Annotated in this window: 22 protein-coding genes and 2 tRNA genes; 13 read left to right on the forward strand and 11 right to left on the reverse strand. The window is 65.9% G+C overall.

The genetic code is table 11. The features are described 5' to 3' along the window. The first annotated feature begins 17 nt into the window (after positions 1 to 17). A complete protein-coding gene (locus NX02_RS05085) occupies positions 18 to 5,126 on the forward strand; it encodes a hypothetical protein (RefSeq protein WP_162232662.1) in 5,109 nt (1,702 codons plus the stop codon). Between the two features lie 56 nt (positions 5,127 to 5,182). After that, the gene (locus NX02_RS05090) at positions 5,183 to 5,539 is read left to right on the forward strand and encodes a Rap1a/Tai family immunity protein (RefSeq protein ID WP_162232663.1); all 357 of its coding nucleotides are present in this window, start codon (positions 5,183 to 5,185) and stop codon (positions 5,537 to 5,539) included. Positions 5,540 to 5,546: 7 nt separating this feature from the next. Here the strand turns inward: NX02_RS05090 and NX02_RS30585 are convergent, their stop codons facing one another. Then, a complete protein-coding gene (locus tag NX02_RS30585; protein ID WP_025291118.1) occupies positions 5,547 to 6,035 on the reverse strand; it encodes a hypothetical protein in 489 nt (162 codons plus the stop codon). A gap of 69 nt (positions 6,036 to 6,104) precedes the next feature. On the opposite strand from NX02_RS30585, the gene NX02_RS32235 reads away from it, so the two are divergent. From NX02_RS32235 to NX02_RS05125, 6 genes are all read left to right on the forward strand, one after another. Continuing rightward, positions 6,105 to 6,893: a hypothetical protein gene (locus NX02_RS32235; RefSeq protein ID WP_158013923.1), complete on the forward strand. Its 789-nt coding sequence runs from the start codon at positions 6,105 to 6,107 to the stop codon at positions 6,891 to 6,893. Positions 6,894 to 6,938: 45 nt separating this feature from the next. Next, positions 6,939 to 7,178 (forward strand): hypothetical protein, encoded by a 240-nt coding sequence (locus tag NX02_RS05105; protein ID WP_025291120.1) that lies wholly within the window; start codon positions 6,939 to 6,941, stop codon positions 7,176 to 7,178. Between the two features lie 141 nt (positions 7,179 to 7,319). After that, positions 7,320 to 7,547 (forward strand): hypothetical protein, encoded by a 228-nt coding sequence (locus tag NX02_RS05110; protein WP_025291121.1) that lies wholly within the window; start codon positions 7,320 to 7,322, stop codon positions 7,545 to 7,547. Positions 7,548 to 8,141: 594 nt separating this feature from the next. Continuing rightward, positions 8,142 to 8,354 (forward strand): hypothetical protein, encoded by a 213-nt coding sequence (locus NX02_RS05115; RefSeq protein WP_025291122.1) that lies wholly within the window; start codon positions 8,142 to 8,144, stop codon positions 8,352 to 8,354. Next, entirely contained in the window at positions 8,351 to 8,566 is a 216-nt protein-coding gene (locus tag NX02_RS05120; protein ID WP_025291123.1) for a hypothetical protein, read from the forward strand. Before NX02_RS05115 ends, NX02_RS05120 begins: the two co-directional genes overlap by 4 nt. A gap of 60 nt (positions 8,567 to 8,626) precedes the next feature. Further along, positions 8,627 to 9,400 (forward strand): DUF3800 domain-containing protein, encoded by a 774-nt coding sequence (locus NX02_RS05125; protein ID WP_025291124.1) that lies wholly within the window; start codon positions 8,627 to 8,629, stop codon positions 9,398 to 9,400. Between the two features lie 996 nt (positions 9,401 to 10,396). On the opposite strand, the gene NX02_RS05130 is transcribed toward NX02_RS05125, so the two are convergent. Further along, a complete protein-coding gene (locus NX02_RS05130; RefSeq protein ID WP_025291125.1) occupies positions 10,397 to 10,615 on the reverse strand; it encodes a hypothetical protein in 219 nt (72 codons plus the stop codon). Positions 10,616 to 10,878: 263 nt separating this feature from the next. On the opposite strand from NX02_RS05130, the gene NX02_RS31310 reads away from it, so the two are divergent. From NX02_RS31310 to NX02_RS05140, 3 genes are all read left to right on the forward strand, one after another. Beyond that, positions 10,879 to 11,184, forward strand: coding sequence for an excalibur calcium-binding domain-containing protein (locus NX02_RS31310; protein WP_245648857.1), 306 nt, complete (start codon positions 10,879 to 10,881; stop codon positions 11,182 to 11,184). Then, the gene (locus NX02_RS05135; protein WP_025291126.1) at positions 11,181 to 11,576 is read left to right on the forward strand and encodes a hypothetical protein; all 396 of its coding nucleotides are present in this window, start codon (positions 11,181 to 11,183) and stop codon (positions 11,574 to 11,576) included. The genes NX02_RS31310 and NX02_RS05135 overlap by 4 nt, the downstream gene beginning before the upstream one ends. 230 nt (positions 11,577 to 11,806) lie before the next feature. Further along, a complete protein-coding gene (locus tag NX02_RS05140; RefSeq protein ID WP_025291127.1) occupies positions 11,807 to 13,051 on the forward strand; it encodes a hypothetical protein in 1,245 nt (414 codons plus the stop codon). Positions 13,052 to 13,295: 244 nt separating this feature from the next. On the opposite strand, the gene NX02_RS05145 is transcribed toward NX02_RS05140, so the two are convergent. The 7 genes from NX02_RS05145 to NX02_RS05175 all read right to left on the reverse strand — a co-directional run bounded on the left by NX02_RS05145 (position 13,296) and on the right by NX02_RS05175 (position 19,224). Continuing rightward, positions 13,296 to 13,371 (reverse strand) — tRNA-Lys (locus NX02_RS05145). A 77-nt stretch (positions 13,372 to 13,448) separates the two neighbouring features. After that, positions 13,449 to 13,524, reverse strand: a tRNA-Lys gene (locus NX02_RS05150). A 98-nt stretch (positions 13,525 to 13,622) separates the two neighbouring features. Beyond that, on the reverse strand, positions 13,623 to 14,738 hold the full coding sequence (gene rodA, locus NX02_RS05155; protein WP_025291128.1) for a rod shape-determining protein RodA: 1,116 nt from the start codon (positions 14,736 to 14,738) through the stop codon (positions 13,623 to 13,625). After that, positions 14,735 to 16,777 carry a penicillin-binding protein 2 gene (gene mrdA, locus NX02_RS05160; RefSeq protein ID WP_025291129.1) on the reverse strand — a complete coding sequence of 681 codons (2,043 nt, stop codon included), beginning with the start codon at positions 16,775 to 16,777 and terminating at the stop codon, positions 14,735 to 14,737. The genes rodA and mrdA overlap by 4 nt, the downstream gene beginning before the upstream one ends. Then, positions 16,774 to 17,259 (reverse strand): rod shape-determining protein MreD, encoded by a 486-nt coding sequence (mreD, locus tag NX02_RS05165; protein ID WP_025291130.1) that lies wholly within the window; start codon positions 17,257 to 17,259, stop codon positions 16,774 to 16,776. Before mreD ends, mrdA begins: the two co-directional genes overlap by 4 nt. A gap of 29 nt (positions 17,260 to 17,288) precedes the next feature. After that, on the reverse strand, positions 17,289 to 18,173 hold the full coding sequence (locus NX02_RS05170; RefSeq protein WP_025291131.1) for a rod shape-determining protein MreC: 885 nt from the start codon (positions 18,171 to 18,173) through the stop codon (positions 17,289 to 17,291). Positions 18,174 to 18,186: 13 nt separating this feature from the next. Further along, positions 18,187 to 19,224: a rod shape-determining protein gene (locus NX02_RS05175; protein ID WP_025291132.1), complete on the reverse strand. Its 1,038-nt coding sequence runs from the start codon at positions 19,222 to 19,224 to the stop codon at positions 18,187 to 18,189. Positions 19,225 to 19,357: 133 nt separating this feature from the next. On the opposite strand from NX02_RS05175, the gene mutL reads away from it, so the two are divergent. After that, on the forward strand, positions 19,358 to 21,130 hold the full coding sequence (gene mutL / locus NX02_RS05180; protein ID WP_025291133.1) for a DNA mismatch repair endonuclease MutL: 1,773 nt from the start codon (positions 19,358 to 19,360) through the stop codon (positions 21,128 to 21,130). 75 nt (positions 21,131 to 21,205) lie between these two features. Continuing rightward, positions 21,206 to 21,775, forward strand: a complete 570-nt coding sequence (locus tag NX02_RS05185; protein WP_025291134.1) for a hypothetical protein — start codon at positions 21,206 to 21,208, stop codon at positions 21,773 to 21,775. On the opposite strand, the gene NX02_RS05190 is transcribed toward NX02_RS05185, so the two are convergent. Further along, a complete protein-coding gene (locus NX02_RS05190) occupies positions 21,711 to 22,691 on the reverse strand; it encodes a DMT family transporter (protein WP_025291135.1) in 981 nt (326 codons plus the stop codon). The two genes, NX02_RS05185 and NX02_RS05190, sit on opposite strands and share 65 nt — an antisense overlap. 170 nt (positions 22,692 to 22,861) lie before the next feature. After that, positions 22,862 to 24,523: a 2-isopropylmalate synthase gene (gene leuA, locus NX02_RS05195; protein ID WP_025291136.1), complete on the reverse strand. Its 1,662-nt coding sequence runs from the start codon at positions 24,521 to 24,523 to the stop codon at positions 22,862 to 22,864. Between the last annotated feature and the right edge of the window lie 178 nt (positions 24,524 to 24,701).

A 24,701-nucleotide genomic window follows, 5' to 3' on the forward strand; every position in this document is an offset into this window, starting at 1 on the left:
GCGACGATATGGGTTTCATGCAAGAGGTGTTCTCTCGCATCGAGCGCGGCCAGACGCGGCAGCAAATCGACCGGTTCGCGAAGGACAACGGGGAGCTTCCGCTCTCGGGCTACCCGACTTTCGAGCAAGCCTATGAAGCGCGGCCGGGGACACCGGTTCGCGCCGGCAAGGTGGCAGGCTCCGCCCTTGCTGGTCTCACCGCCCCGGTAGCGGCGCCTCCCGGATCTGCGGGCCGCCCGGTGGCGAATATCGATGGCTCGATCAGCGTCGGATCGCAGCGCTTCGGGTCGATGGCGGAATACCAGAATTGGCAGGCTGGCCAACTCATCCAGCTTGCGCAGGGCTCGGGCGATACCCCGATCACCATGCGCGACCTCGCGACGGCGGGGCCGTCCGGTGCTGTCGATCAGGCCATAGGGCTCAACGAAGCCGCAAAGCCGGTGTTCGAGGCTGACGGCTCGGTAACGCTCGGCGATCGGGTTTTCCCCAGCCGGGCGATGTACCAGCGCCACAACCGCGAGACCGCGCTCGCTGCGGCGTTCGGAACCGTTCCTGACGATCCGCGGCTGAACAACAACGACCCCTATCGTCGGGCATATCAGCGCGTGTTCGGGGAAGAGGCGCCCTATGTCGGCGGTCGCGTTACGGCTGCAGTCGAAGGCGAAGGGCCGAACCCGGATCGGGATCGCAACACCTTCATCGGGGCGGTTGACGCTGCCGGGCGGGGTGCTGCCGACATCCTGTCTCTGAGCCTCGCCGACGAGTTCGCGGCAGGCATGGACACGCTGACCAGTGGCGGCACCTTCAAGGACAACCTGCTAGCCCAGCGCGAGACGGATCGACGCGATGAGCGCGTAAACCCCTACGCTCGAATCAGCGGCCAGCTTGCGGGCGGTCTGCTCATCCCGTCGAAGGTGAGCGGCACGACACGCACCGCGGCGCGGACAGCGATGCGCACCGGGGTTGGACGCGATGCAGCTATCGCCGCCGGTCGACGGGCCGGCACGTGGCGCATGATGGGAGAGGGCGCCGCCTATGGCGCCGGCTATGGCGCGGGCGCTGGTGAAACGCCGGGCGAGCGGCTGGGAGGCGGGATCTTCGGCGGCGCTCTGGGCGCGTCCCTAGGGTTCGGTGTCGGCATCGGCGCCGAGCGAGCGCCGGCCGTGCTGAAGTATCTCAGGGGTGGCAGCGCGGGACGGTCACAGCCGCTGCCTGGGCTTCCTACTCCCGCCGCGCTCGATGACATTCCGCCCCCGCCTGCTGGCTTCACGATGGACGCGCCTCCGCCGGCCGCTGCTGCCGATGATGTGGCCGATGCCGGCGAGCGGACGCTCTATCACGGCAGCGTCGGTGACTGGCTGCCCGAGAACCCGTCCGAACTCGGCATGACGTTCTACGCGGAGGATGTGCCTAACGCGCTCCGCTATGCTGAGGCCGGCACTGGCGGGCGTCGTGCTGCCGCTGGAGAGGGTTCAGTGAGGGCGCAGACTGTGCCGGACAGCGCGCGTATCCTCGATCTGACATCGCCCGATGGGCTGGAGGTGCTGGCGAACCTGCCGGCGACTGGCCGCATGTCCTCGATCATCGTCAACGACGCCAAGCGTGATCTGTCCCGCATCGCTAACGGCGAGAACAGCAACCTTGCCAGCGGCTCCTTCTGGGCGCTGACGAAACGCGCGGCTGCGAGCGACGCGGCCGGCATCCGCTCGGAGATTGCCGATGCCCTCGCAGAGCGGGGCTATACCGGCATCCGCTTCCTCGATGACCGCAACCCCAGCGTGGCGCTGTTCGACGATGTTCGGGCGGGATTGCCAGCCGATGCATCCGCATCCGTCCCTGAGTTGATGGCCGCGGTTGACCGGGGTGGCTATGCGGCTGCCGCCGATCTGCTGGCAGGCGCGCAGCGGCGCACGGCGAGCCGCATGGCAATGGAGGCGGACGGCCCCGCCTCGATCTCCGCGCCTGCCTCTGGGGGGCGCGTCGTCGATCGGATCGACGTTGGCAGCGTGCCGCCGCCACCGCCTGGCTACATGCTTGATGCACCGATCGGCCGGGCGCGTCCGATGGGCGAACAGGCCTCGCCCGAAGAACTTGCCGCGATCGCGCGGGGAGTGCTTCCCGGGGATGTCCGTCCGATCCCGAGCAATGTCGTGGAGACGATGGAGGAAGCTGCAGCGCTTTCGGATCGCATGCGGCCACTACTGCCAGCGCCGAACGAACGCGACGCTCTCTCGACGCGTGCACTGCCTTCGCCCACCGGCGGCGCCCCTGTTCGCAATCGTGGCCCGGTCGATCTGGTGGGCTGGCTCCGCACACAAGGCGGCCTGCGCGATCAGGGCGGCGAACTGTCAGCGATGGGCATCGACAACACGCCCCGCAAGCTACCGTTCGGGCAGGTAGAGAACAGGCTCGGGCGGCTGGTCGCCGATGAGGGCATGACGCTCGACGATGCCGCGCTGCGGGCGTGGGAGGCGGGCTATTTCCCGAACCACACCAGCCGGCCGACGATCGACGAGTTTCTAGAAGCGCTGGGCAACACTCATGCCGGCAATGCCCGGTCGTTTCATCCCGACGATCTGGCGGAGGTGGCGGCGTTCGAGAACGCACAGGCGCAGCGCTACGCGGTCGAGGCGGCGCGACAGGATGGCGTGCCGCTCGCCGACGATCTGGGCCGCCCGATCGGCATGGAGGATCTGGACGCCAATGCCCCGCCGGTCACCGCCTATGAGGATTTGCCGAAGCTGGGCGGCAAGGTCGGCAACATCAATCTGGAGAATATCGAGACGCGCGGCGACATCCGCCGGCTGCTGCAGACCACTGAGAACCGTTTCGGTGGCTTCGACGCCGCACGCCGCGGTCGTATCACCCAGGCAGAGACGGAGGCTCTTGCCAGCGAACTGAAAATGACGGTCGACGATCTTCTGAAGCGGCGGCGGGGACAGGCTCTCAATGCAGAGGAAGCGCTCGCTGCGCGGCAACTGCTGGCGAAGTCCTCGGATGAGATGCTGACGCTGGCTCGCCGCTATGACGGCACCGGCTCCAGCGACGATCTGGCCGCCTTCCAGCGGGCGCTTCTCCGCCATGCCGCCATTCAGGAGCAAGTGTCCGGTGCGGCGGCGGAAGCGGGCCGGGCGCTGGCGCAATACAAGCAGCTTGCGAAAGCCTCCGCGGTCTATGGCCGGGTGCTGGATAACAAGCTTGGCTCGACTGTCGGCGGTGCCGATCGGCTTGATGAGGTCGCGCGGGGCATTCTCGATCTCCACCGGGCGGGAGCGGCGCCGGGCGACATCAACTCATTCGCCACCAAGGCGCTCAAGCCGACATGGAAGGATAAGCTGGTTGAGCTATGGTACAACTCGCTGCTGTCCAGCCCGCAGACGCACATCGTCAACTCGCTGTCGAACACGCTCACCTCTCTGTCGCAGATCCCGGAATATGCAGCGGCGTCGGTGCTGGGCCAGCTTCGCCGTGGATCTGCCGACCGGGTGCTTGCCTCAGAACTAGGGCCGCGCGTGGTGGGCATGATCGAGGGCGCCAAGCAGGGGCTGGTGTCGTTCGGGCGGACGCTGCGAACCGGCGAAGTGCCCGACCTTGTGACGAAGGTGGAGGCTCGCACGCAGCACGCCATCAGCGGCATCAAGGGCTCGATCATCCGCACGCCGTCGCGGCTGCTGGCGGCGGAAGATGAGTTCTTCAAGTCGGTGGCTCGCAAGATGGAGACCAACGGCCTCGCTATCCGCCGCGCGAAGGCAGAGGGGTTGAAGGGCGATGCCATGAAGGCACGAGCCGCCGATCTGATGGCGAACCCGACTGACGACATGCTGCGATCGTCGCTCGATTATGCCCGGTATCTGACTTACCAGCGTCCGCTCGGGGCGGCGGGCCAATCCATCTCGCGCTTCACCCAGGCGATGCCGCTGGCAAAGCTCGTCATCCCGTTTGTCCGCACCCCGCTCAACATCTTCAAGTATGTGGGCGAGCGGTCGCCGTTCGCGCCGCTGATGAAGGAATGGCGGGCGGAGGTCATGGCCGGCGGCGCCCGCCGCGATCTGGCGCTTGCCCGCGCGACGATGGGCACCGGCATTGCCTCTTGGATCTACTCGCTTGCGGCCGGCGGCAACATCACCGGCGCCGGGCCGCTCGACGCCAACGCCCGGGAGTTGATGAAGGCGGACGGCTGGCAGCCCTTCAGCATCCGCGTGGGTGATACCTGGTACAGCTATCAGCGCATGGACCCGTTTGCGATGACGATCGGCGTCGCGGCCGACCTGTACGAGAAGCGCACGCACATGACCGACCGGCAGGCCGAACACGAAACGGGCCTGCTCATCGCCTCGATCATGCAGAACCTCGCGGACAAGACATGGCTTAGCGGCGCGTCGGACTTCGCGAAGGCAATGGACGATCCGCAGCGGTTCCTGCCCTCCTACATCGGGCGCACCGCGGGTTCGATGACGGTGCCGACGATCGTGGCGGCCGGGACACGGACGATCGACCCCGTGCAGCGAGATACGCGCACTCCGCTGGATTACATCAAGGCGCGCATTCCGGGCCTGTCCAGTACCCTGCCGGCGCGGCGGGATGTGTTCGGCAGGCCGGTGGAGCGGGAAGGGGGCGTTGGTCCCGACTTCCTTTCACCGATCGCGACGAAGGCCGCTCGGAATGATCCGCTCGTTCGGGAGATGCTCGACATCAATGCCCGCTTCGGGAAGATGCCTCGCCGCATCAAGGGGGTGCAACTGACCCCACAGCACTATTCCGAGATGACCCGGATGGCGGGCCAGAAGATCGAACGGGGGGTACGCGCTGCAATGGCATCTCCTTCGTGGCGCACGCTCTCGGATCAGGGCAAGGTGAAGGTGGTGGACCGCATCAAGCGTGAGGCGCGAGAGGATGCCCGCGACCGGATCTTGCAGCGGATGGTCGTAGATGGCGGCGTTCTGAACCTGTCGGACGAGGCGCCCAGCCGGAACATCATCGACGCAACAGGCAGACAGGCCGCCCATCCCTCGGCGCCTGCGCTTCCTCCGCCGCCGCCGGGCTTCGATCTGGATCAGCCGCGGCGCCGCCGCCGCACGCGCAGGGACGATTTGCCACCCCCGCCGCCGGGGTTCTCAATCGACTGAGGTTGCTTCCTCACACGGGGCGTTAAGCTATGGTCGCCGCTTACTGAGGGGCGACCATGCGAACCGGATTGCTAGCTGTCTTTGCTGTCATGCTGCCGCTCGGCGGCGGCGTTCTTGCTCAACCGAAGCCGGCAAGATCGTTTTATGCAAGCACCGTGACTGCCAGTTTCCTTGCGGGCAGTTGCGAAGGCACCAAGCTCGATCCGCTTGAGGCTGATTTTTGCTCCGGCTACATCATCGGTGTTTATGACGCGCTCTCCTTGAATGGTTTGATTTGCCCTAGCGCGGCGTCCACCACGATGCAGGCGGTCGCGATCGGGCGGAAGGAGATACTTGACCACCCTGAGCGGTGGGACCGGAACCCGAGCGTCCTAGTCCGGGATGCGCTAAAGCGTGCGTTTCCATGTCGTTGACCGCGATCTAGAAGAGACCTATCTCTTCGCCCGGCGAGGCTGCCGTGGCATCCGCTTCCGATCTTTTCAGGACGGACGCGGCGCACCCCTCAGTGAACGACCAGCTCTTGCCGCGGCATTCATCGAGATCGTTGGCGTTCGCATCCGCCCAGTTGAAGCCGGCCTTATGCCCCTCACAGCTTCCGAGGCATCCGAAGCCCTCGAATGCGTCCAGCGCTTCCCGATCGCGCAGAGCATCAAACTTGGCGTAGGTTCGACCGCCCCGCGTGCCGCTGGTATCGATGTCCTCCGAGTGCAAGTCGCGAGCGTACCGCTCATCTTCGGGGGGGTGCTGGTCCGCCATTCCAAACGGAGTGGGGCCATCGGCATCGGTTGCTGTCCGCGCGCTCTTGTCGCAGCCGGCGAGCGTGCTTGCCGCCACGATCAATAGGGTTGGGTAAACGATACAATTTCGCATGTGATCATACTCGGCGACATCACAATCGGCATATTTCATGTGGCTAGAGTTTGGCCGCTAGGATGGAGCCCGATGCTACGGTAGGCAACCTCCTCTTAAGGAGGGACAATGCCGATTCGGACAGACCCAGCGCAGGAGCTTGATTTGCTATGCCGCCGATTGGCGAAGGATGCGAGCGAACGCGGCAGCGTAGTCATCGGCACAGTTTTCGGGGTCGAACCCTGGTCGGCTGAGTTTCACGCGATTATTGGCGCGGTCATCGAGCGCACGTCTGAAATAGAAAGGATGATGATTGCTGCGGGAGCAAACGATCATTCTTTGGCGGCAGCCAGGAAAACGTTCTCAGACATTCGATCAGCGATAACCGGTCCGTCATTGAGTACAATTTGGAAAGAGCGCGGAGCGCCTACGCTGCGAGCGGCGAGTCCTCAATTGGCCCTGCTCTCCGCCTTCGTTGGTGCAAACTATTCATATGACATGCCAAATGACGCTGAACAGAATGAGCTTCTAGAACTGCTCGGCACGCTCCTAGGTTGGCTTCGGGGTATCCAGCTGAAAGATCGTGACTTCATTCGGGGCAGCCTCATTGATGGATTAGAGCGGTTTGAGTTCCGCCTGCGCCATATCCATTGGTTCGGCTGGGATTACGCCGCTGCATCGCTCAGAGAGGTAATCGCTGCGTATCTTGTGCTTGAGAAGGTGACTCCCACGCTCTCAAATCCCGATGCGGAGGCCGTGTTGATGAAAATTGGGGGCTTCTTCAAGCGCATGGACGGGATAGTCTCAGGCGCTAAGGACATTCATGAGAAAGCTGATTGGGTGCTTCAGGTTTCCACGTGGGCGTTTCGCGGCCTTGTAGGCACGGGAGGGGCAGCTTTAGCCGGCCTTCTGAATTAGCAGCCAACATGTCATCGCCGTGCTGGCGGCGAACCGGAGAACTCGATGCAGGACACGACGCCGCTCGAACGCGCCTCAACAGCACTCATCGAATATCTGTTGGAGGAAGGGATTATAGGCGAACGCGGCCTTCACGTCCGAGATACAACGCCCGCGATGCGGGCGGCACTGCTCACGCTTCGCAGCCCGTCTCAAGCAATGCTCGCGAGTGCCGGCGGAACTCCCGAGGCACTTCGGATCTGGCAGAAGATGATCGACGCTGCGACGGCCAGCAACGATCACTAGTTTGGTAGCGCGTCGTAAACTCCCACCGCCGCGCGCCATCGTTAGTCTAGGGTCGGCGCCCAGGCAGACATGTTCGAGCCGCTTGATGCCGCGGAGATCGAATGGCTATGCTATTGAGCGGACTTCACGGCAGGGTGCCTGATGAAAACGCGCGAAGAACTGATCGAGATCAGCGGACGCAGCGAGCAAGAGATTTGGTTGCTGGCTGCAGGGATGCTCGCCCGACACGGCGATCATGCGGAACAGACATTGGCAACGATGGCGAACGACGAGATAGATCAGGGCAACGCCCGCGATGCGGCGATGTGGTTAGCCGCCGCGAGCTTTCTGGGCGACTTGATCGCGCTGCAAGAAAAGCACCTGAACTGATCATCCCGGCTCCGCTCGCCGAGCTGATCGAGGCCGAAGGCGAAACCTATGCTGACCTCTCGCGCATGCTGAGGCGGCCAGCCGGATACCTCGCCGATCGAGCGCGCCGCGGCACGCTGGACCGGCTGCCGGGCGACGAACTGGCCGCGCTGCGTCGGTATTTCGGGCGGCCGATCGCGGAGGCGGCAGAATGTACGACCCGAGTTAGGTGACCCTTTTAGATGCTCATGCTACGGCATGACGATGCAAGGGGATGAGTGGGCCGCCCAGGAGCGCCCGGAGCCAGATCTGAAAGGTCAATGGGGTGTCGTCTCGCTGCGAACGGGATCTTGGGTGCCTATCATCTACCGCGACAAGCACGAGGCACGGCGCGCCGCGACGATCATTAATGGCCGTGCTTCGCCTTCATACGCGTCTTAATCGATCTGCGAATCATCTGGTGACGGCAGCCAACCGGTGTAAGCTGCCGTCAGCCCCGCCGGGTCGACGACGGCGAGGGTTAGGGGATGGCGGCGCATGAGAGGCGCCGCCTACCCGCACGCCCTTGACGCTTTATAATGCTCCCGGGCCAATATCGGCGCATAGGGTCGGGCGATGCTTGATCCGATCGACCCGCTCCCGCCGACGCCTCTCACCGATTGGGAGATCCTGGCGGTAGCGAGCCTGATGGTTCAGCGCTGCGACTGCGACCAGTTCATTGCCGAGCGCATGGGGCTGTTGGCATTGCTCGACGACGCGGACGGCGTTGCGACGTGGCATGCCATTGCTATGAAGGTGCAAGCGATCAAGGATGCGCCTGCCGTATGATCGACCGCCTTGATGGACCGATCCCCGCCGTCCCTCTAACCGAGCGTGAGACCGCAGCAATCGCCGCGAAGATGGTCGTGATGAAGGACTGCGACGCGCGGATTGCGAGGCTGCTAACCCGGCTTGACCAGCTTGCCGACGAAGCCGGGCTGGTGACCTGGCGCGCCGTGGCGGTGAAGGTGCGCGCGATCAGGGATGCGCCGGCGGTCTAATCACTGTGTGCGGCAGAGTTGCCGCTTGGCGCTCGCCCCGAACGTCGTTTAGCATTGCTTATGCAGTGGGATGAAGAAGACTGGCGGACCCCGCGGACTCAGGAAGAGATCAGCGAGATCTACATTGACGAGAGCAGCCAGACTAAGAACCGGTTTTTGCTTCTTGGGGGCGTGATCATCCCAAAGCGGCAACTCGCGGCGGCAGAGGCGCGTATCGCCGAGGCGAGGCTACCGGAGCTTCCGTTCGGAGAGATGAAGTGGGGCAAGGTATCGCGCAGCAAGTTGGCCGCCTACAAACGTGTCGCTGATGCATTCTTTGATGCAGCAGAATTTAAGCGGTGTCACTTTCATAGCCTCGTAGTAGACACGGCGTTGCTTGATCATGTCCGCTACAACGCAGGCTCTAAAGAAATCGGGTTCAACAAGGAGATCTACCAACTGGCAACCAAGTTCGCGAAGCTATACCCGACAGCGATATTTCACCTCTACCCCGACTATCGGAACACAAGCCAGCGACCAGATGACCTTCGCGATATATTGAACCATGGCCGTCGTAAGGACCAAGACAGTAGAGACTGGCCATTCCGCCGTTGCCAGTTCAGAGATTCTGCCAAGACTCCTCTGCTCCAGCTAGTGGACATCCTCCTCGGCAGCGTGGCGTTTGGCAAAAACCAGCACTTCGCTCAACCTGATGCCTCACCACACAAGCTCGAACTAGCCCGCCACGTGATGCGCAAAGCAGGCATAAAGCACCTAGACCGCGACACCGCGCGCACGGGGAAATTCACGATCTGGAATCGCCAACTACGGCAGAGGGGCGTCCCTCGGGATTAGATTGGCGCCGCCAATCACCGCTCGGACGCGGCTCCCTTCACCATAGGTGGAGGGCTCATCCCGAGGGAGTATCTGGAATATAGCCCTTCCGAGTCGATGGTCAAACTCGACCCATCGCATTTGCGATTCCTGCTATCCCTGAAATCGTTGCTGCAAAGCATAGGGATGGGCCTCCCGCACCAGCCGCCTCGGTCACCTCCCGCAGGTGCGGCTCGACGGCATCCCCACAACACCGCCGAGCCGGCCCGCGAGCAAGCTCAAACGGAACGTTGAGCGTGTAACCTATTTTGGTTCCGACCGCTCGAAAGCTTCTGAGCTGCGCGCGTTCCCCGCCAAATAAAAGGGCGACGAGGCCGAGGCCCCGTCGCCGAGCGTCGAATGACATCCGCTGCGCGAAGCGGGGGGGGGGGCAAAAGGCGCGCTGCGGACAAGCAATCAATGATCTGGCGGGCGCAATGTTCCTCGCCCTGGTCTCGCCAACTGATCCCAGATCGATGAAAACGGCGGCGGAGTGTGGGGAACTCCGCCGCCAGTCGGTTGCGATAAGACCCCCGACAGATCCGACGCCAGACCAGAACCGGCGCCGGACAGATATGGTTGTAACGAAGCAAAGATTAACGCTGTGATAACTGAGCGCGCCGCTCGGGATCGGGGCGCGCTGGGGCGGCCCGGCGACGCCGTGGGAGCGCCGCCGAGCCTAACCGCCTCTGCTCAAAGAAGACGGCTGCCGGCGACCTACCTGCGCAAGTAGCGCACGCGCGTGACCGCTATCACGGATGCGAAACGAAAAAGGCGGCGGAGCCGGAGCCCCGCCGCCCAAGTTTCTGCCGCACACCGCGACACGGGTCGGCGCCGCGGCTGGAAAGCTAATCACCCGCAATGTGCAATGTTCCGGAGGTGCAAAATGCACACGCCAGATAGCCGCTTAGCTGTGTAGTTGGCCACGGCAGCTTGTCCGGTAGCGCCCCAGCTGCCTTGGTCCGTTCCGCTGTGGGATCAACCGGCATTCGGCTGGACAGGGCGCGCGTTCTCCCCGGCTTTGGCATCGCGGCTCGCCCGGCAATCTGCAACGAGCGCCTGAGCTGATGCTATCAGTACCTTCTCCAAGATCCCCAGATCAGCCATCACGAGCAGCTCGTCCAAGGTGAACTTGGCGCCGGTTCGGTTTCGTAGGGCGCGCTCCATCTTCGAATAGATCTTATCAACACTGTTCATGAAGGCTGTCCCGCTGGGTTCCGATTTGCGGCAAGCCTATCGAGGGATCGGATGCCGCGCACGTCGTTTGTCCATCTGGGACGGTGGGCTATTGGCGCTAAAGGCCATATTGGCACGGACATCGGCAGCCGCCCTTCTCCGCTGAGCTGAGCACTTTGGCGCTTCGCCCATATAGATCACGCCAAAACGGAGTGAATGCGATTCGACTCGCGTCGAACGACAGATAAATTTGCCGCGGGGGAGGGCCTCACATGAAATTTTTGATGTTCGTTGCGGCTGCCGCTGCCGCAACTGGCGCGCCGGCACTGGGCCATGGCGGCGGGCTTAACGCCGAGGGCTGTCACAGCGACCGGAAGAACGGCGGCTATCATTGTCACCGCGGAGGTGGCTCATCAGCACGGCCGCAGACGCTGCTCGGCGCCCACGGCGGGACACCGTCCAGCGGTGGGCGCGCGTTCGCCAACTGCTCCGCAGCGCGCGCGGCAGGCGCTGCGCCCGTGCGGCGCGGTGATCCGGGGTATGGCGCGCATCTCGATCGAGACGGGGATGGTGTAGGATGCGAGCGATGAAAGCGCTCGCGCTGATCACTTTGCCGATGGTGGCTGTCGCCGGTGGTTGCGGTGTTGCGCCGCAGCCTGAGCCACGTAATGAAGCCGCCGAACGCGTCATTCAGAACGAAACCGCTCAAACCCGGCCTGCTCAGACCAAGCCCGATCAACGCAAAGTTCCCGCGGTGCCGACCATCTCGGACTCTGCCGCAATTGCGCGCGCCAAGGCGGCGCTTGCTCACGCCGGCCACAAATGCACCGATGTCAAATCCGCTGAAGAGGTCGGGAATGAGGTTCTCGCCGTATGTGCGGACGGGGACACCTATCGGATCTTCAATTTCAAGGGCGAGGAGATGGCGCTGAACTGCTCGGCAGCCAAACGGATCGCAAACGTGTCCTGCTTTAATGAATGAGGCGCCTCCTGCGAGCTCTCCGCTTCATCAGCCGAGGCCTGCTTCAATGCCGGCAGAGTCTCGCTCGATCGCAGAGATGGCGAGGCGCGAAGAGGCGGCCAGGGTGAAGAGGCCAAAGCCCCGCAGCACCAGGCGCTAACAGCGGTTACCCGTCGTCCGGTCCTTTTGGCGCTAATGGCACTAATGGCACGGCGCCCGGATACTGTTTGGAGCAATTAGCGGAGGCCCACATGCCGCGGATATTCAGCCGAGAGCAGTTCCACGAGATGGTGTGGTCGAAGCCGATGACCGAGCTTGCCAAGGAGTTCGGCCGCTCCGACGTTGCGCTTCACAAGGTCTGTAAGAAGCACGACGTTCCAAGGCCTCCGCTGGGCTGGTGGGCCAAGAAGGCGGCGGGGAAACCCGTTGCCGTGACGCCGCTTCCTCCGAGCGGCAAGCCTTCGAAGATCGTCATCCGCGAACGCGAACCGGAAAACGAACTGGTAGAGAGCACGCGGGCAAAAGCGCGGCAGGTGGGCGCACGCCGCACCGAGGCGGATACAGCGAAGCCGTTGATTGAGCGAACCGTCGCCGAGCTAAAAAAAGCGATCCCCCGGCCGAACGGCTTGGTTGCTACGGAAGGCAGGGGGGTGATTGCCTGCCAGGTGTCTCCATCCTCGATCGCGCGCCTCGGCGACATTCTGGGCGAGTTGGCATCGGCAGCCGCGGCGCAGGGTTTCGCCCTCGTGGCTCGCGAAGGGAGCGCTCAATTCAAATCCGATGCCGGCTGTGTCGCGTTCTCGATCCTGGAGAAATTCAAGCGGACGAAGCACGCCCTCACGGCGGAAGAGCGGGCGGCGAAAGCGGCGTGGCAAGCCCAGTCGGAAGCGGCTTGGAAAAAATGGAACGGCCGGGGAAGTGCTTTTGATCATTGGGAGGCCTCCAGCCGCGACGAGCCCCAGTTTGCTGATTGGGACTACGAACATACGGGATTGTTGTCTGTGGAGTTGGAGGTGGTGCATCTCGGGCTGACCACTCCGCGCCACGCCTTCCGGGATGGCATCACGCAGCGCTTGGAACGGATGGCCTCCGAGATCGCGATCGGCATCGCTGTTATCGCTGCAGCCAAGACCAAGCGGCAGCGCGAGGCCGAGGAGCGCGAGCGCCATGAGCGAGAAGCCAGAGTTGCCCGTGAGGCGGAGGCCCGCCGGAAACACGTCGAGGGGCGCCGGTCGGCCGCTCTGGCGATGATTGCAGCCGATCTTGAAGAGATAGAGCGGCTGAAGCGCGTCCTGCCCACGTGGGCGCCGGACCGAGGCGCTGAGGGCCATCCCCGGTTTGCCACGTTTCTCGAATGGATCGTTGCCCGCCAATCAGAGCTTGAGCAACGGATCTCGCCTGGCTTTCTAGAGGCGCGCTTTGAAGAGGACAGGCTGTTCGGCGACGATGATGATCACGCCTTTTGTTACGACGCGTACAGGGACGAAAACCGATGACCATGCGGTGCGGGCCAGGATGCGAATCGCGTAGCGCCCCTACGCGCCCCCGTGCTTGCCTAAGCGTCCATGTGATTGCCGAAGCATCCCGGCTGGATCGCAGAAGTCGATGAGCATCAAGAGCAGGGTTCAAACGCTGCGCTCGCACCCATTTTGCGCGCAGTGCTTACCCGGTGATTGCTGAGATCAAATTCGTTGTGCCGGCGTAGGCCAACCTGTGGGGCTCAAACCCGCAGAAAACCGATGGTGGACGCACTTGGGCTCGAACCAAGGACCCGCTGATTAAGAGTCAGCTGCTCTACCAACTGAGCTATGCGTCCATTTCGTTATCAGCAGCGCAGGTCTGCGGTCCCGAAGCGATCTGCCGTGTTGCAGGCCTTCCTTGGTGGGAAGGACCTGGTGGACGCACTTGGGCTCGAACCAAGGACCCGCTGATTAAGAGTCAGCTGCTCTACCAACTGAGCTATGCGTCCACATAGTCGCGAGTGGAGGCGGTTCCCTCCGCTCGCTGGCAGGGCGCGGCCCCTAACATGGGATTCGCGGCGCTGTAAACCTCTATCTGCGATTCATGTCAGCCGAAGCCCGTGGTCTTGCGGCTGGCGCGGTCGAGCGACATCAGGATGCCGATGCACAGCATCACCGTGAGCATCGCGGAACCGCCGAACGAGACCAGCGGCAGCGGGATGCCGACCACCGGCGCGAGCCCCATCACCATCGACAGGTTGATCGCCACATAGAAGAAGATCGTCGCCGAAAGCCCCGCCGCGGTCAGCCGGGCGAAGCGCGATTGCGCACGCAGCGAGATGTTGATGCCCCAGCGCGTGAGCAGGACGAAGCCCAGGATCAGCGCACAGCCGCCCATCAGCCCCCATTCCTCCGCCATCGTCGCGAACACGAAGTCGGTATGGCCCTCGGGCAGGTAATCGAGGTGGCTCTGGGTGCCGTTAAGGAAGCCTTTGCCGAAGATGCCGCCCGATCCGATCGCGATCTTGGACTGGCTGATATGGTAGCCGGTGCCCAGCGGATCGCTCTCCGGGTTCATGAAGATCAGCACGCGGTTGCGCTGATAGTCGTGCAGCGCGAAGAAGAAGGCGAGCGGGGCAATCACCACCAGCGCGCCCGCGCCCCCCAGGAACAGCCTGAGCGGCAGCCCGGCGAGGAACATCACGGTGATGCCGCCCGCGGTGATCATCAAAGCGGTGCCGAGGTCGGGCTGAAGCATCACCAGCGCCGCCGGCACGCCGATCGCCGCCAGCCCCGGCCAGATCGCCGTCCAGCTTCGAATCTCGCCGGCGGGCAGCAACTCATAGAAGCGCGCCAGCGTCAGGATGATCGCCAGCTTCATGAATTCGGAGGGTTGCAGGCGGATGAAGCCGAGGTCCAGCCAGCGCTGGCTGCCGCCGCCGACGAAGCCGAACACCTCCACCGCCAGCAGGCCGAGGATGATGAGGGTATAGGCGGGGAAGGCGGCGTTGCGCCACCAATCCTCCGGCACGCGCGACAGCGCCAGCGCCATGCCCAGGAAGGCGATCAGCTTGATCCCCTGCGAGGCGGCCCAGGGGGTGAGGCTGCCGCCGGCCGCCGAATAGAGCACGATCAGGCCGAACCCGCTGATCGCCAGGACCAGCATGATGATCCGCCACGGCAGTTCGGCGAGGAAAGCGGGGACGAGGCTGCGCGGCGTCATTCGTCGATCTCGAGTTCCGCCGCCGGCGCTGGTCGGGCGGTCGCCGGAGCCGGGCTCGCGGCGGGCGTGGGAGAGGGGGCCGGCCCGGGCGCGGTGGCCGAGGCGTTGGCGGCGCTGGCATTGCCCTGCGCCTCGGGCGCGGGGGGCGGGGTGCCGCTGCGCGCCGCCTTCCACGCGGCGGCCTTCGCCGCCATGCGCTGCTCGATATTGCCGCCCCAGCCCTTTTCGAACGTGTCGAGCGCGGCCATCGCCTTCACCGGATCGTAGAGATAGGTGATGACGTCGCGTGCGATCGGCGCTGCGGCGCTGGAGCCGTGGAGGCCGTGCTCGACCACCACCGACACCGCATAGCGCGGGTCGTCGACCGGCGCGAAGCCGACGAACAGCGCATGGTCGCGATACTTCCACGGCACGTTGGAGCCGCCGCGGAAGTTGCCGGCGATGCGGCGCACCTGCGCGGTGCCGGTCTTGCCGCCCATGCGGATGCCCTCCAGCGGCAGCCGGCTGCGCCCGGCGGTGCCGCCGCCGTTCACCACCATATCCATCCCCTGGCGGATCGCGGCGAGATGCTCGGGGGGGATCGGCAGCGCGTCCGCGCGCTTGATCTGGCTCGCGATCAGCGTCGGCATCAGGTTGCGGCCGGAGGCGACGCGCGAGGCCATCACCGCCAGCTGCAACGGGCTCACCTGCAGATACCCTTGGCCGATCGACGTGTTCAGCGTGTCCGACTGGCTCCACTTCTGGTCGTATTTGCGCTCTTTCCACGTGGGGTCCGGCACGGTGCCGTAGCGCTGCGACGGTACCGGCAGCGGATATTCCTGGCCCAGCCCCAATGTGCGCGCGGCGTCCGCGATCTTCTCGATGCCGATGCGGTGGCCCATCGTGTAGAAGTAGGTGTTGCAGCTGCGCGCCAGCGCCCGATACATGTCCATCGGCCCGTGGCGGCCGAGGCAGGCGAAGCGGCGATTGCCCAGCTGGTAGCCGCCGTTGCAATGGACGATCTCGTCGGGCTTGATCCCGGCCGCCTGCAGCGCGGTCGCCGAGACCGGCTTGAAGGTGGATCCGGGCGGATACAGCCCCTGCAGCGACTTGTTGAGCAGCGGGATATGATCGTCCTCGCGCAGCATCGCCCATTCGTTGTGGCCGATGCCGTCGGAGAAGCTGTTGGGATCATAGGCCGGCATCGATGCCAGCGCCAGGATCGCCCCGGTCAGCGTGTCGATCACCACGACGGAGGCGGATTCGGGGCCGATCCGCCGCGCTGCATAGTGCTGCAGCCCGGCGTCGATCGTCAGCCGCAGCGTATCGCCGGTCACGTCCGGCCGCGTCGTGAGTTCGCGCACCAGCTTGCCGCGCGCCGTCACCTCGGTGCGCTTGGCGCCGGGCTTGCCGCGCAGCATCGCGTCCATCGTCTTTTCCAGCCCGTCCTTGCCCACCTTGAAACCGGGGGTGACGAGCAGCGGGTCGCGGGTTTCCTTATACTCCTCGGCAGAGGCGCCGCCGACATAGCCGATCAGGTGCGCCACCGCCGCGCCGGTCGGATAGTTCCGGGTGAAGCCGCGTGTCGGCGCCACGCCGGGCAGGTCGGGCAGGCGCACGCTGATCGCGGCGAAATGCTGATAGTCGAGGCTCGCGGCGACCTCCACCGGGCGGAAGCCGGGGCTGTGCTTGATCTCGTCGAGGATGCGCCGATGCTCGTCGTCGTCGAAGCCGATCAGCCGCTGCAGCGTCTCGATCGTCGCCTCGACGTCGCGCAGGCGGTCGGGAATCACGTCGACGCGGAAGTCGGTGCGGTTGTCCGCGATCGGGCGGCCGCTGCGGTCGACGATCCAGCCGCGGCGCGGCGGGATCAAGGTCAGGTTCACGCGGTTGCTCTCGGCGAGCAGCTTGTAGCGCTCGTTCTCGGCGATCGAGAGCCACCCCATCCGGCCGGCAAGCACCGCCCCGAACGCCGCCTGCACGCCGCCGATGAACAGCGCGCGGCGGCTGAGGGTGAAGCTTTGCGAGGCTTCGGTGACGATCTTGCGGCGGTTGTTCATCGGTCGCTGAGGCGCCAGCGATCGAGCGCCGCGGCGGTGCGCGCGGCGAGGGGGTAGAACAGGATCGACATCACGAATTGAGGAACGATCAGCAGCGCATGGCCTCCGCCCCCGGAGAACAGGACCAGCATCAGCCCGCCGAACAGCGCGAAGGCGATGGCGGCGGCGGCGATCAGCCAGTCCTGCCAATAATCGCGCCAGACGAGCCACCTGTCCACCGCCTCGACGGCGATAAAGATGAGACTCCACAGCAGCACGCCGCTGCCCGGCGGCTGGCCGCTGAGCAGATCGTCGAACAGCCCGAAGGGCGCTGCCGCCCAGATCGGCCAGTAATCGGGGCGCAGCAGCCGCCAGGCGATCAGCATCAGCAGCCCGAACGGCGGCAGCACCGGCGCGTCCGCCACGATCGGGGCGATCGTGATGAGGCTGCCGGCGAGCACCGAGAGCGTCGGCGTGAGGCGGGCCCGGAGGGGATGGATCATCGGCGGGCGGTCGGCATCGTCATCGCGCGTCAGTCGCCATCGACCGAGACCGCGGGTGGCGGCGTCACCTCGAGCGGCACGTAGACGTCCTGAATGACCGCCAGGTCGATGCGGTCGGGGTCGGCGAAGGGGCGCCCGATCGCGCCCTCGCTGTCGACGCGGATCGCGATCGCCACCGGAATGCCGGGGCGATAGATTCCCCCGACTCCCGACGTGACGAAGATATCCTTCGCCGAGAAGGGGTTGCGCGCGGCGGCGAGCGGCCGGATGTCGAGCGTGCCGTCACCGCGGCCGGTCGCGATCGCGGGCATGCCGTCGGTCAGCCGGCGCACCGGCACCACGCTTGCGGGATCGAGGATCAGCATCGCGCGCGACGAGAACAGGCCGGTCTCGACGATGCGGCCGACCAGCCCCTCGCTCGACCGCACCGGCAGCCCGGCGCGCACGCCGTTGGAACGGCCCGCGGTCAGGATGGCATGGCGGTGCGTGCTGGTGGCGCTGGAACTGACGATGCGCGCGGTGGCGATGGCGCCGGGATCGCGATCGACCAGCTTGAGCAGCCGGCGCAGCCGTTCATTCTCCTGCGCCAGCGCCTTGGCCTCGATCAGCTTGGGGCGGCTGGTGGCGACTTCCTCGTTCAGCCGGCGGTTCTGCGCGCCGGCGTTGATGTAATTGCCCACCGCATCGCCCACCGATCCGAACCAGCGGATGACCGAACGGCCGCCGGCGGAAACCGGCGCGGTGACGTCCCCAGCGGCGCCGCGAATCGCGCCGAAGCCGGTCGGGTCGATGATCGAGACGACGAACAGCAGCAGACCCGCCACGAAGCCCGCCACCGCCGCCACATAGGCGGCGAACAGCGAATAGCGCAGGCGGCGCGAATAGCCGGGCTGGCGCGTGGTTCCGAGCGCCATCCTGCGCGCTCCCTCAGGCGGTGATGAGCACGCCGCGGAAGACCGGGTCTTCCAGCGCCCGGCCGGTGCCCAGTGCAACGCAGGTCAGCGGATCGTCCGCCACCGTCACCGGCAGGCCGGTCTCGTCGCGCAGCACCTCGTCCAGCCCCTGCAGCAGCGCGCCGCCGCCGGTCAGGACGATGCCCTGGTCGACGATGTCGGCGGCCAGCTCCGGCGCGGTGTTCTCCAGCGCCATGCGCACGCCCTCGACGATCGTGCCGACCGGCTCGGCCAGCGCCTCGGCGATCTGGCCCTGATTGACCTGGATCTCCTTGGGTACGCCGTTGACGAGGTCACGCCCCTTGATCTGGATGGTCGTGCCGACGCCGTCGATCGGCGGCTTGGCGACGCCCACTTCCTGCTTGATGCGTTCGGCCGTGGCTTCGCCGATCAGCAGGTTGTGGTTGCGGCGGACGTAGGAGACGATCGCCTCGTCCATCTTGTCGCCGCCCACGCGCACCGAGGTGGTGTAGGCGAGGCCGCGCAGCGAGAGTACCGCGACTTCGGTGGTGCCGCCGCCGATGTCGACGACCATCGAGCCGATCGGCTCGGTCACCGGCATGTCGGCACCGATCGCGGCCGCCATCGGTTCCTCGATCAGCCACACCTTGGAGGCGCCGGCATTCTGCGCAGCGTCGCGGATGGCGCGGCGCTCGACCGAGGTCGAGCCGCTCGGCACGCAGATCACGATCTCGGGCCAGCTGAAGCGGCGGCGGCCGTGCACCTTGTGAATGAAGTGCTTGATCATCTGCTCGGCCACGTCGATGTCGGCGATCACGCCGTCACGCAACGGGCGGATCGCCTCGATCGTGCCGGGCGTCTTGCCCATCATCAGCTTGGCGTCGTCACCGACCGCCTTCACCTTCTTGACGCCGTTCAAGGTTTCGATCGCGACCACCGACGGCTCATTGAGGACGATTCCGCGTCCGCGCAGATAGACCACCGTGTTCGCCGTCCCCAGATCGATCGCCATGTCGTGCGACATGAACTTGAACCAATGCGAGATGACCATCGTCTATCCGTTTCCAACCTTCTTGTGTGCGCCCGTGATGTGCCCGATACGCCGCCGATCGAGGATGAGGATGCCCTGATTTTTGTGTCGCACCGGGTCGCAGGATGGGGCCGCTTGGGCTAGACCAACCGCCATGTCAATACGCCGCCTGCCAGAGCATCTTGTCAACCGTATCGCTGCCGGTGAAGTGGTCGAGAGACCGGCCAGTGCGTTGAAGGAATTGGTCGAGAACGCGATCGACGCCGGGGCGCTCCGGATCGCGATCAAGCTGGCCGCGGGCGGCACCGATCTCATCGAAGTGAGCGACGACGGCTGCGGCATGCGGCCGGACGATATGGCGCTCGCGCTCGAACGCCACGCCACCTCCAAGCTGCCCGACGAGGCGATCGAGGCGGTGACGACATTGGGCTTCCGCGGCGAGGCCTTGCCCTCGATCGCCAGCGTCGCGAAGCTCACCCTGGAAAGCCGCGTGCGCGGTGCCGACGGCTGGAGCCGCGTGGTCGACAACGGCGCGGTCGTTTCGGAAGGCCCGGCGGCGCTGCCGCCCGGCACGCGCGTCCGCGTCGAATCTCTCTTCGAGCGGGTGCCGGCGCGGCGCAAATTCCTGCGCTCGGCGCGCGCGGAGTTCGCCGCCTGCGTCGACGTGATCCGTCGGCTGGCGATGTCGCGGTCCGACGTCGGCTTCACATTGGAGCATGAGGGGCGCGTCGCGCTGTCGGTCCAGGCGGGGCAGGATGCGCCGCAGCGGGTGGCGGCGCTGACCGACCGGGCGCTCCGGGAAAACAGCGTGGCGGTGGATCTGGCGCGCGAGGGCGTGCGGCTGGGCGGCATCGCCGGGCTGCCCACCTTCAACCGCGGCGTCGCCGACCATCAATATCTGTTCGTGAACGGCCGCCCGGTGAAGGACCGGCTTCTCGCCGGCGCGGTGCGCGGTGCCTATGCCGACATGCTCGCGCGCGATCGCCATGCCGTCGTCGCGCTGTTCCTCGAGCTGCCGACCGAGGAGGTCGACGTCAACGTCCACCCCGCGAAGACCGAGGTGCGCTTCCGCGATCCGCAGCTCGTGCGCGGCATGATCGTATCCGGCCTGCGCCGCGCGCTGGAGGCGGAGGGGCAGCGCAGCGCGCAGCGCCCCGCGGAAAGCGCGCTTGCCGCCTGGCGGGAAGAACCCATCGTGCAGCCGGACCTGGTCTATGCCGCGCCGGTCACCGCCGCCCCGCCGCCGCGCGCGCCCGCCATGCTGTGGGAACGCCGCACCGGTTTCACTGCGCCGCCGCCGGCGGCGCGCGCCGAACCGGCGTTTGCGCCACTGCCCGCCACGGTCAACCATCCGCTCGGCGTCGCGCGCGGGCAAGTGGCGAAGACCTATATCGTCGCGGAGGCCGAGGATGGCCTCGTCATCGTCGACCAGCACGCCGCGCATGAGCGGCTGGTGCTCGAACGGATGCGCCGCGCGATGGATGGGGGCGCCGTGGCGCGACAGGCGCTGCTGATCCCCGAGGTCGTCGAGCTGGAGGAAACCGCGTGCGACCGGCTCGATGCGCGCGCCGCCGAACTCGCCGAATTCGGGCTCGAGCTCGAGCGTTTCGGCCCCGCGGCGATGCTGGTGCGCGCGACGCCGGCGATGCTGGGGCAGGGCGATGTGAAAGGGCTGGTCGCCGACCTTGCCGACGAACTCGCCGCGTTCGGCGAGGCGCTCTCGTTGCGTGAGAAGCTCGATCATGTCGCCGCGACGATGGCCTGCCACGGCTCGGTCCGCGCCGGGCGGGTGCTGTCGGTCGCCGAGATGAATGCGCTGCTGCGCGAGATGGAAGTCACGCCCCGCTCCGGCCAGTGCAACCATGGCCGCCCGACCTGGGTGAAGCTGGCGCATGGCGATATCGAAAGGCTGTTCGGCCGGAAGTGAAGCGCACCCAAATCGCCCGTGGCGAAGGTGCTGTGGCGTGATATCAGCGCCATGTGGCGTAAGAAGGGACGAGCGATGGGCGATCGGTTGCGGCTCTGGTCCGGCATGATGCTGATGGCGGCGGCGATGCCCGTTGCCGCGAACGCGCAGGAGGCGCCTGCCGCCTCCGAGGCCGCGGCGCCGACCTGCCCGGCAAAGCCTGCGCCGCTGCCCGACGACCTCGTCGGCTGGACGGCGCCCGCCACCGACCGCGCGATGACCAAATATTATCCGCGCGCGCACCTGCTGCGCGGGCTCGCCACGCGCGTCTCGCTCTACCCGGTCGAGAAGGTGGCGTTCCTCGTCGCGCCGGCGAAGCCGGTGCTGCCGGGCACGCATGGCGGGTTGATGGCGATCCGCGTTGAGCGCGCCGGGCGGCTCAAGGTCGCGCTCGACGGGCGCGCCTGGGTCGATCTGGTCGCGGGGCCGAAGCGCTGGGTGCCGGTCGCCTCCGTCGCGCACGGCCATGGCCCGGATTGCTCGGGGATCGCGAAGATCGTCGAGTTCGATGTCGTGCCGGGCCGCTACGTGCTTCAGATCGTCAACGCGCCGGAGGCGAAGATCCGGGCGATGGCGGTGGCGCCGCGGGCGATGGCGGCGCGCTGATCGCCGCACGCCGCGTTCGCGCCGCGTCGACCAGCATGAACAGGCCGACGCCGCTCAGCACCAGCACGGTGCCCAGCGCCTCGGGCCAGCCGAACGGTTCGCCGAGCAGCATCACCGCCAGCAGGATCGTCACCGTCGGGCTCAACGTCGCGATGATCGCATTGGCCTGCGCGCCGATGCGCGCGGTGCCCGCCGACATCAGGAAGGCGGGGACGACGGTGGCGAACAGCGCCAGGGTGAGTATCAGCGGCCAGGCCGACGCCTCGACCGCAAGTTCGCTCACCGGGTGCGTCAGGAAGAATTGCGCGAGCAATGAGAGCCCCGCAGCGCTCATCGCGATGGCGGTGAACAGCGCGGCGCCGCACTTCACGATCAGTTCGCGCGCGAACAGCTGGTAGAGCGCGAAGCTGACCGCGGCGGTCAGCACGAAGGCGGCGCCGGTCAGCGCACTATCGGTCAGCCGCGCGGGTGCGCCGCCGAACATCGCGGCGATGCCGGCATAGCTCATCAGCGCGCCCAGCACCGCGTGCGGCGCGAAGGGGCGCTTGAAGATCAGCCGGCCGAACAGGATGACGAGGAAGGGGTAGGTGAACAGCATCAGCCGTTCGGACTGCGCGTCGAGCCGCGCCAGCCCCTCGAAATCGAGCCACGACGAGAGGTGATAGCCGATCATGCCGACCGCGGCGGCGGCGGCGATCGCTTTCGCCCCCGGCCGCTCATGCACCGGCCGCCGTCGCCACTCGACGATGCCGACCGCGACGAACACCGGCGTGGAGAGCAGCATCCGCAACGCCAGCAGAGCGAGCACGCTCACATCATGCGCATAGGTCAGCTTCACGACGACGCCCTTGGTCGCGAACAGCATCGCGCCGACCGCGGACATGGCATAGCCGGTGATCAGCCAGGATCGTGGCATGGCGGGCATTTCCTTTTCCTCCCCGAGCTTTGCTCGGGGAGGGGGACCATGCGCAGCATGGTGGAGGGGCAGCCGCGCAGCGGCTTGTTCCGGTGGGCCGGCCCTCGGCCGGCGCCCCACCACCACCGGTTGCACCGGCGGTCCCCCTCCCCGTGGCCGGGGAGGAATTCTCAGATCGCGTTCGCCGCGCTCAGCACCGCGCGGACCGAGGCGGTGGCGACATCCTCGTCGATCCCCACGCCCCAGACGGTGCGGCCCTCGCCGGTACGGCATTCGACATAGGCCGCCGCCTGCACGTTGGAGCCCTTGCCGATCGCATGCTCGCTATAGTCGGCGACGTCGAGGTCGATGTCGCACTGGTCGCGCAGCGCCGCGACGACGCTGGAGATCAGGCCGTTGCCGCGGCCGCTGACCGAGCGCATCTGGCCATCGACGTTGATGTGCCCGGAAAAGATGCGGTCGCCATTGGGCGCGCGGGTCTCGTCATAAGCGTCGAGTGTGTAGCGCTGCTCGCCCTCCAGCCGGTAGGTGCTGGCGAAGGCCTGCCAGATGTCGCCGGCATGCAGTTCGCGGCTGGTCTCATCGGCCAGCGCCTGCACATGGCGGCTGAAATCGGCCTGCAGCCGCTTCGGCAGCTTCAGCCCCTTGTCCTGTTCCAGCACCCAGGCGACGCCACCCTTGCCGCTCTGCGAATTGACGCGGATCACCGCCTCATAGCTGCGGCCCAGATCGGCCGGGTCGATCGGCAGGTAGGGGACTTCCCAATATTCGTCGTTGCGCTGCTCCTGCGCCGCGAAGCCCTTCTTGATCGCGTCCTGATGGCTGCCGGAAAAGGCGGTGAACACCAGGTCCCCGGCATAGGGGTGGCGCGGGTGGACCGGGATCGCGTTGCAATATTCGACGGTGCGGATGACCTCGTCGATGTCCGAGAAGTCCAGCTCCGGATCGACGCCCTGCGTGTAGAGGTTCAGCCCCAGCGTCACCAGATCGACGTTGCCGGTGCGCTCGCCATTGCCGAACAGGCAGCCTTCGACGCGGTCGGCGCCCGCCATCAGACCCAGCTCCGCCGCGGCGACGCCTGTGCCGCGATCATTGTGCGGGTGCAGGCTGATCAGCACGCTGTCGCGGTCGGGCAGGTTGCGGTGCATCCATTCGATCTGGTCGGCATAGATGTTGGGCGTCGCCGCCTCCACCGTCGCCGGCAGGTTCAGGATCAGCGGCTTTTCGGGGGTGGGCTTCAGGATATCCATCACCGCCGCGCACACCTCCAGGCTGAAATCCAGCTCGGCGGTGGAGAAGGTTTCGGGCGAATATTCGAAGCGCCAGTCGGTGCCGGGGCGCTTGGCCGCCTCGTCCCGCAGCAGCTTGGCGCCCATCACCGCGATGTCGCGGATCTCGGGACGGCTCATCCGGAACACGATGTTGCGCCATGCCGGCGAGACCGCGTTGTAGAGGTGGACGATCGCGGTCTTCGCACCTTCCAGGCTCTTGAAGCTGGTCTCGATCAGGTCGGCGCGCGACTGGGTCAGCACCTGGACCGTCACGTCCTCGGGGATGCGATCGTTGCGGACGAGGCCGGAGATGAAATCGAACTCGGTGGCGCCGGCGGAGGGGAAGCCGACCTCGATCTCCTTCAGGCCCACCTTCACCAGCAGGTCGAAGAAGCGCGTCTTCTTCTCGCTGTCCATCGGGTCGATCAGCGCCTGGTTGCCGTCGCGCATGTCGGTGGAAAGCCAGATCGGCGCCTTGGTGATCGTGCGCGCGGGCCATTGCCGGTTGGGCAGATCGACCTGCGGAAAGGGACGGTATTTGACGGAAGGATCGCGCAACATGGCTCAGGTCTCGTTCTGCTTCGCCCGCGCCGCGGCAGGCGGTTGATCGGTCGGTTCGGATCAGCCCTTAGGCGGCGGCGCGGCCCCGTAGGCCGCGCAGAAACGCACGCGCCTAAGGGCGCGTAAGTCGAAGCAGAAGGAGGCCGCGATACAATGCCATCGCGGCCTCCTTAATCCG

Source organism: Sphingomonas sanxanigenens DSM 19645 = NX02, assembly GCF_000512205.2.
GTDB lineage: Bacteria > Pseudomonadota > Alphaproteobacteria > Sphingomonadales > Sphingomonadaceae > Sphingomonas_D > Sphingomonas_D sanxanigenens.

Coding starts and splice junctions, on each gene's coding strand:
- NX02_RS05175 (WP_025291132.1), bottom strand. CDS start 19,224: ATGGTCATCTCGCATTGGTTCAAGTTCATGTCGCACGACATGGCGATC.
- NX02_RS05115 (WP_025291122.1), top strand. CDS start 8,142: ATGCTTGATCCGATCGACCCGCTCCCGCCGACGCCTCTCACCGATTGG.
- NX02_RS05190 (WP_025291135.1), bottom strand. CDS start 22,691: ATGCCACGATCCTGGCTGATCACCGGCTATGCCATGTCCGCGGTCGGC.
- NX02_RS31310 (WP_245648857.1), top strand. CDS start 10,879: ATGTTCGTTGCGGCTGCCGCTGCCGCAACTGGCGCGCCGGCACTGGGC.
- NX02_RS05085 (WP_162232662.1), top strand. CDS start 18: ATGCAAGAGGTGTTCTCTCGCATCGAGCGCGGCCAGACGCGGCAGCAA.
- rodA (WP_025291128.1), bottom strand. CDS start 14,738: ATGACGCCGCGCAGCCTCGTCCCCGCTTTCCTCGCCGAACTGCCGTGG.
- NX02_RS05110 (WP_025291121.1), top strand. CDS start 7,320: ATGAAAACGCGCGAAGAACTGATCGAGATCAGCGGACGCAGCGAGCAA.
- NX02_RS05105 (WP_025291120.1), top strand. CDS start 6,939: ATGCAGGACACGACGCCGCTCGAACGCGCCTCAACAGCACTCATCGAA.
- NX02_RS30585 (WP_025291118.1), bottom strand. CDS start 6,035: ATGAAATATGCCGATTGTGATGTCGCCGAGTATGATCACATGCGAAAT.
- NX02_RS05125 (WP_025291124.1), top strand. CDS start 8,627: ATGCAGTGGGATGAAGAAGACTGGCGGACCCCGCGGACTCAGGAAGAG.
- mreD (WP_025291130.1), bottom strand. CDS start 17,259: ATGATCCATCCCCTCCGGGCCCGCCTCACGCCGACGCTCTCGGTGCTC.
- mutL (WP_025291133.1), top strand. CDS start 19,358: ATGTCAATACGCCGCCTGCCAGAGCATCTTGTCAACCGTATCGCTGCC.
- NX02_RS05140 (WP_025291127.1), top strand. CDS start 11,807: ATGCCGCGGATATTCAGCCGAGAGCAGTTCCACGAGATGGTGTGGTCG.
- NX02_RS05135 (WP_025291126.1), top strand. CDS start 11,181: ATGAAAGCGCTCGCGCTGATCACTTTGCCGATGGTGGCTGTCGCCGGT.
- leuA (WP_025291136.1), bottom strand. CDS start 24,523: ATGTTGCGCGATCCTTCCGTCAAATACCGTCCCTTTCCGCAGGTCGAT.
- NX02_RS05185 (WP_025291134.1), top strand. CDS start 21,206: ATGGGCGATCGGTTGCGGCTCTGGTCCGGCATGATGCTGATGGCGGCG.
- NX02_RS05170 (WP_025291131.1), bottom strand. CDS start 18,173: ATGGCGCTCGGAACCACGCGCCAGCCCGGCTATTCGCGCCGCCTGCGC.
- NX02_RS05090 (WP_162232663.1), top strand. CDS start 5,183: ATGCGAACCGGATTGCTAGCTGTCTTTGCTGTCATGCTGCCGCTCGGC.
- mrdA (WP_025291129.1), bottom strand. CDS start 16,777: ATGAACAACCGCCGCAAGATCGTCACCGAAGCCTCGCAAAGCTTCACC.
- NX02_RS32235 (WP_158013923.1), top strand. CDS start 6,105: ATGCCGATTCGGACAGACCCAGCGCAGGAGCTTGATTTGCTATGCCGC.
- NX02_RS05130 (WP_025291125.1), bottom strand. CDS start 10,615: ATGAACAGTGTTGATAAGATCTATTCGAAGATGGAGCGCGCCCTACGA.
- NX02_RS05120 (WP_025291123.1), top strand. CDS start 8,351: ATGATCGACCGCCTTGATGGACCGATCCCCGCCGTCCCTCTAACCGAG.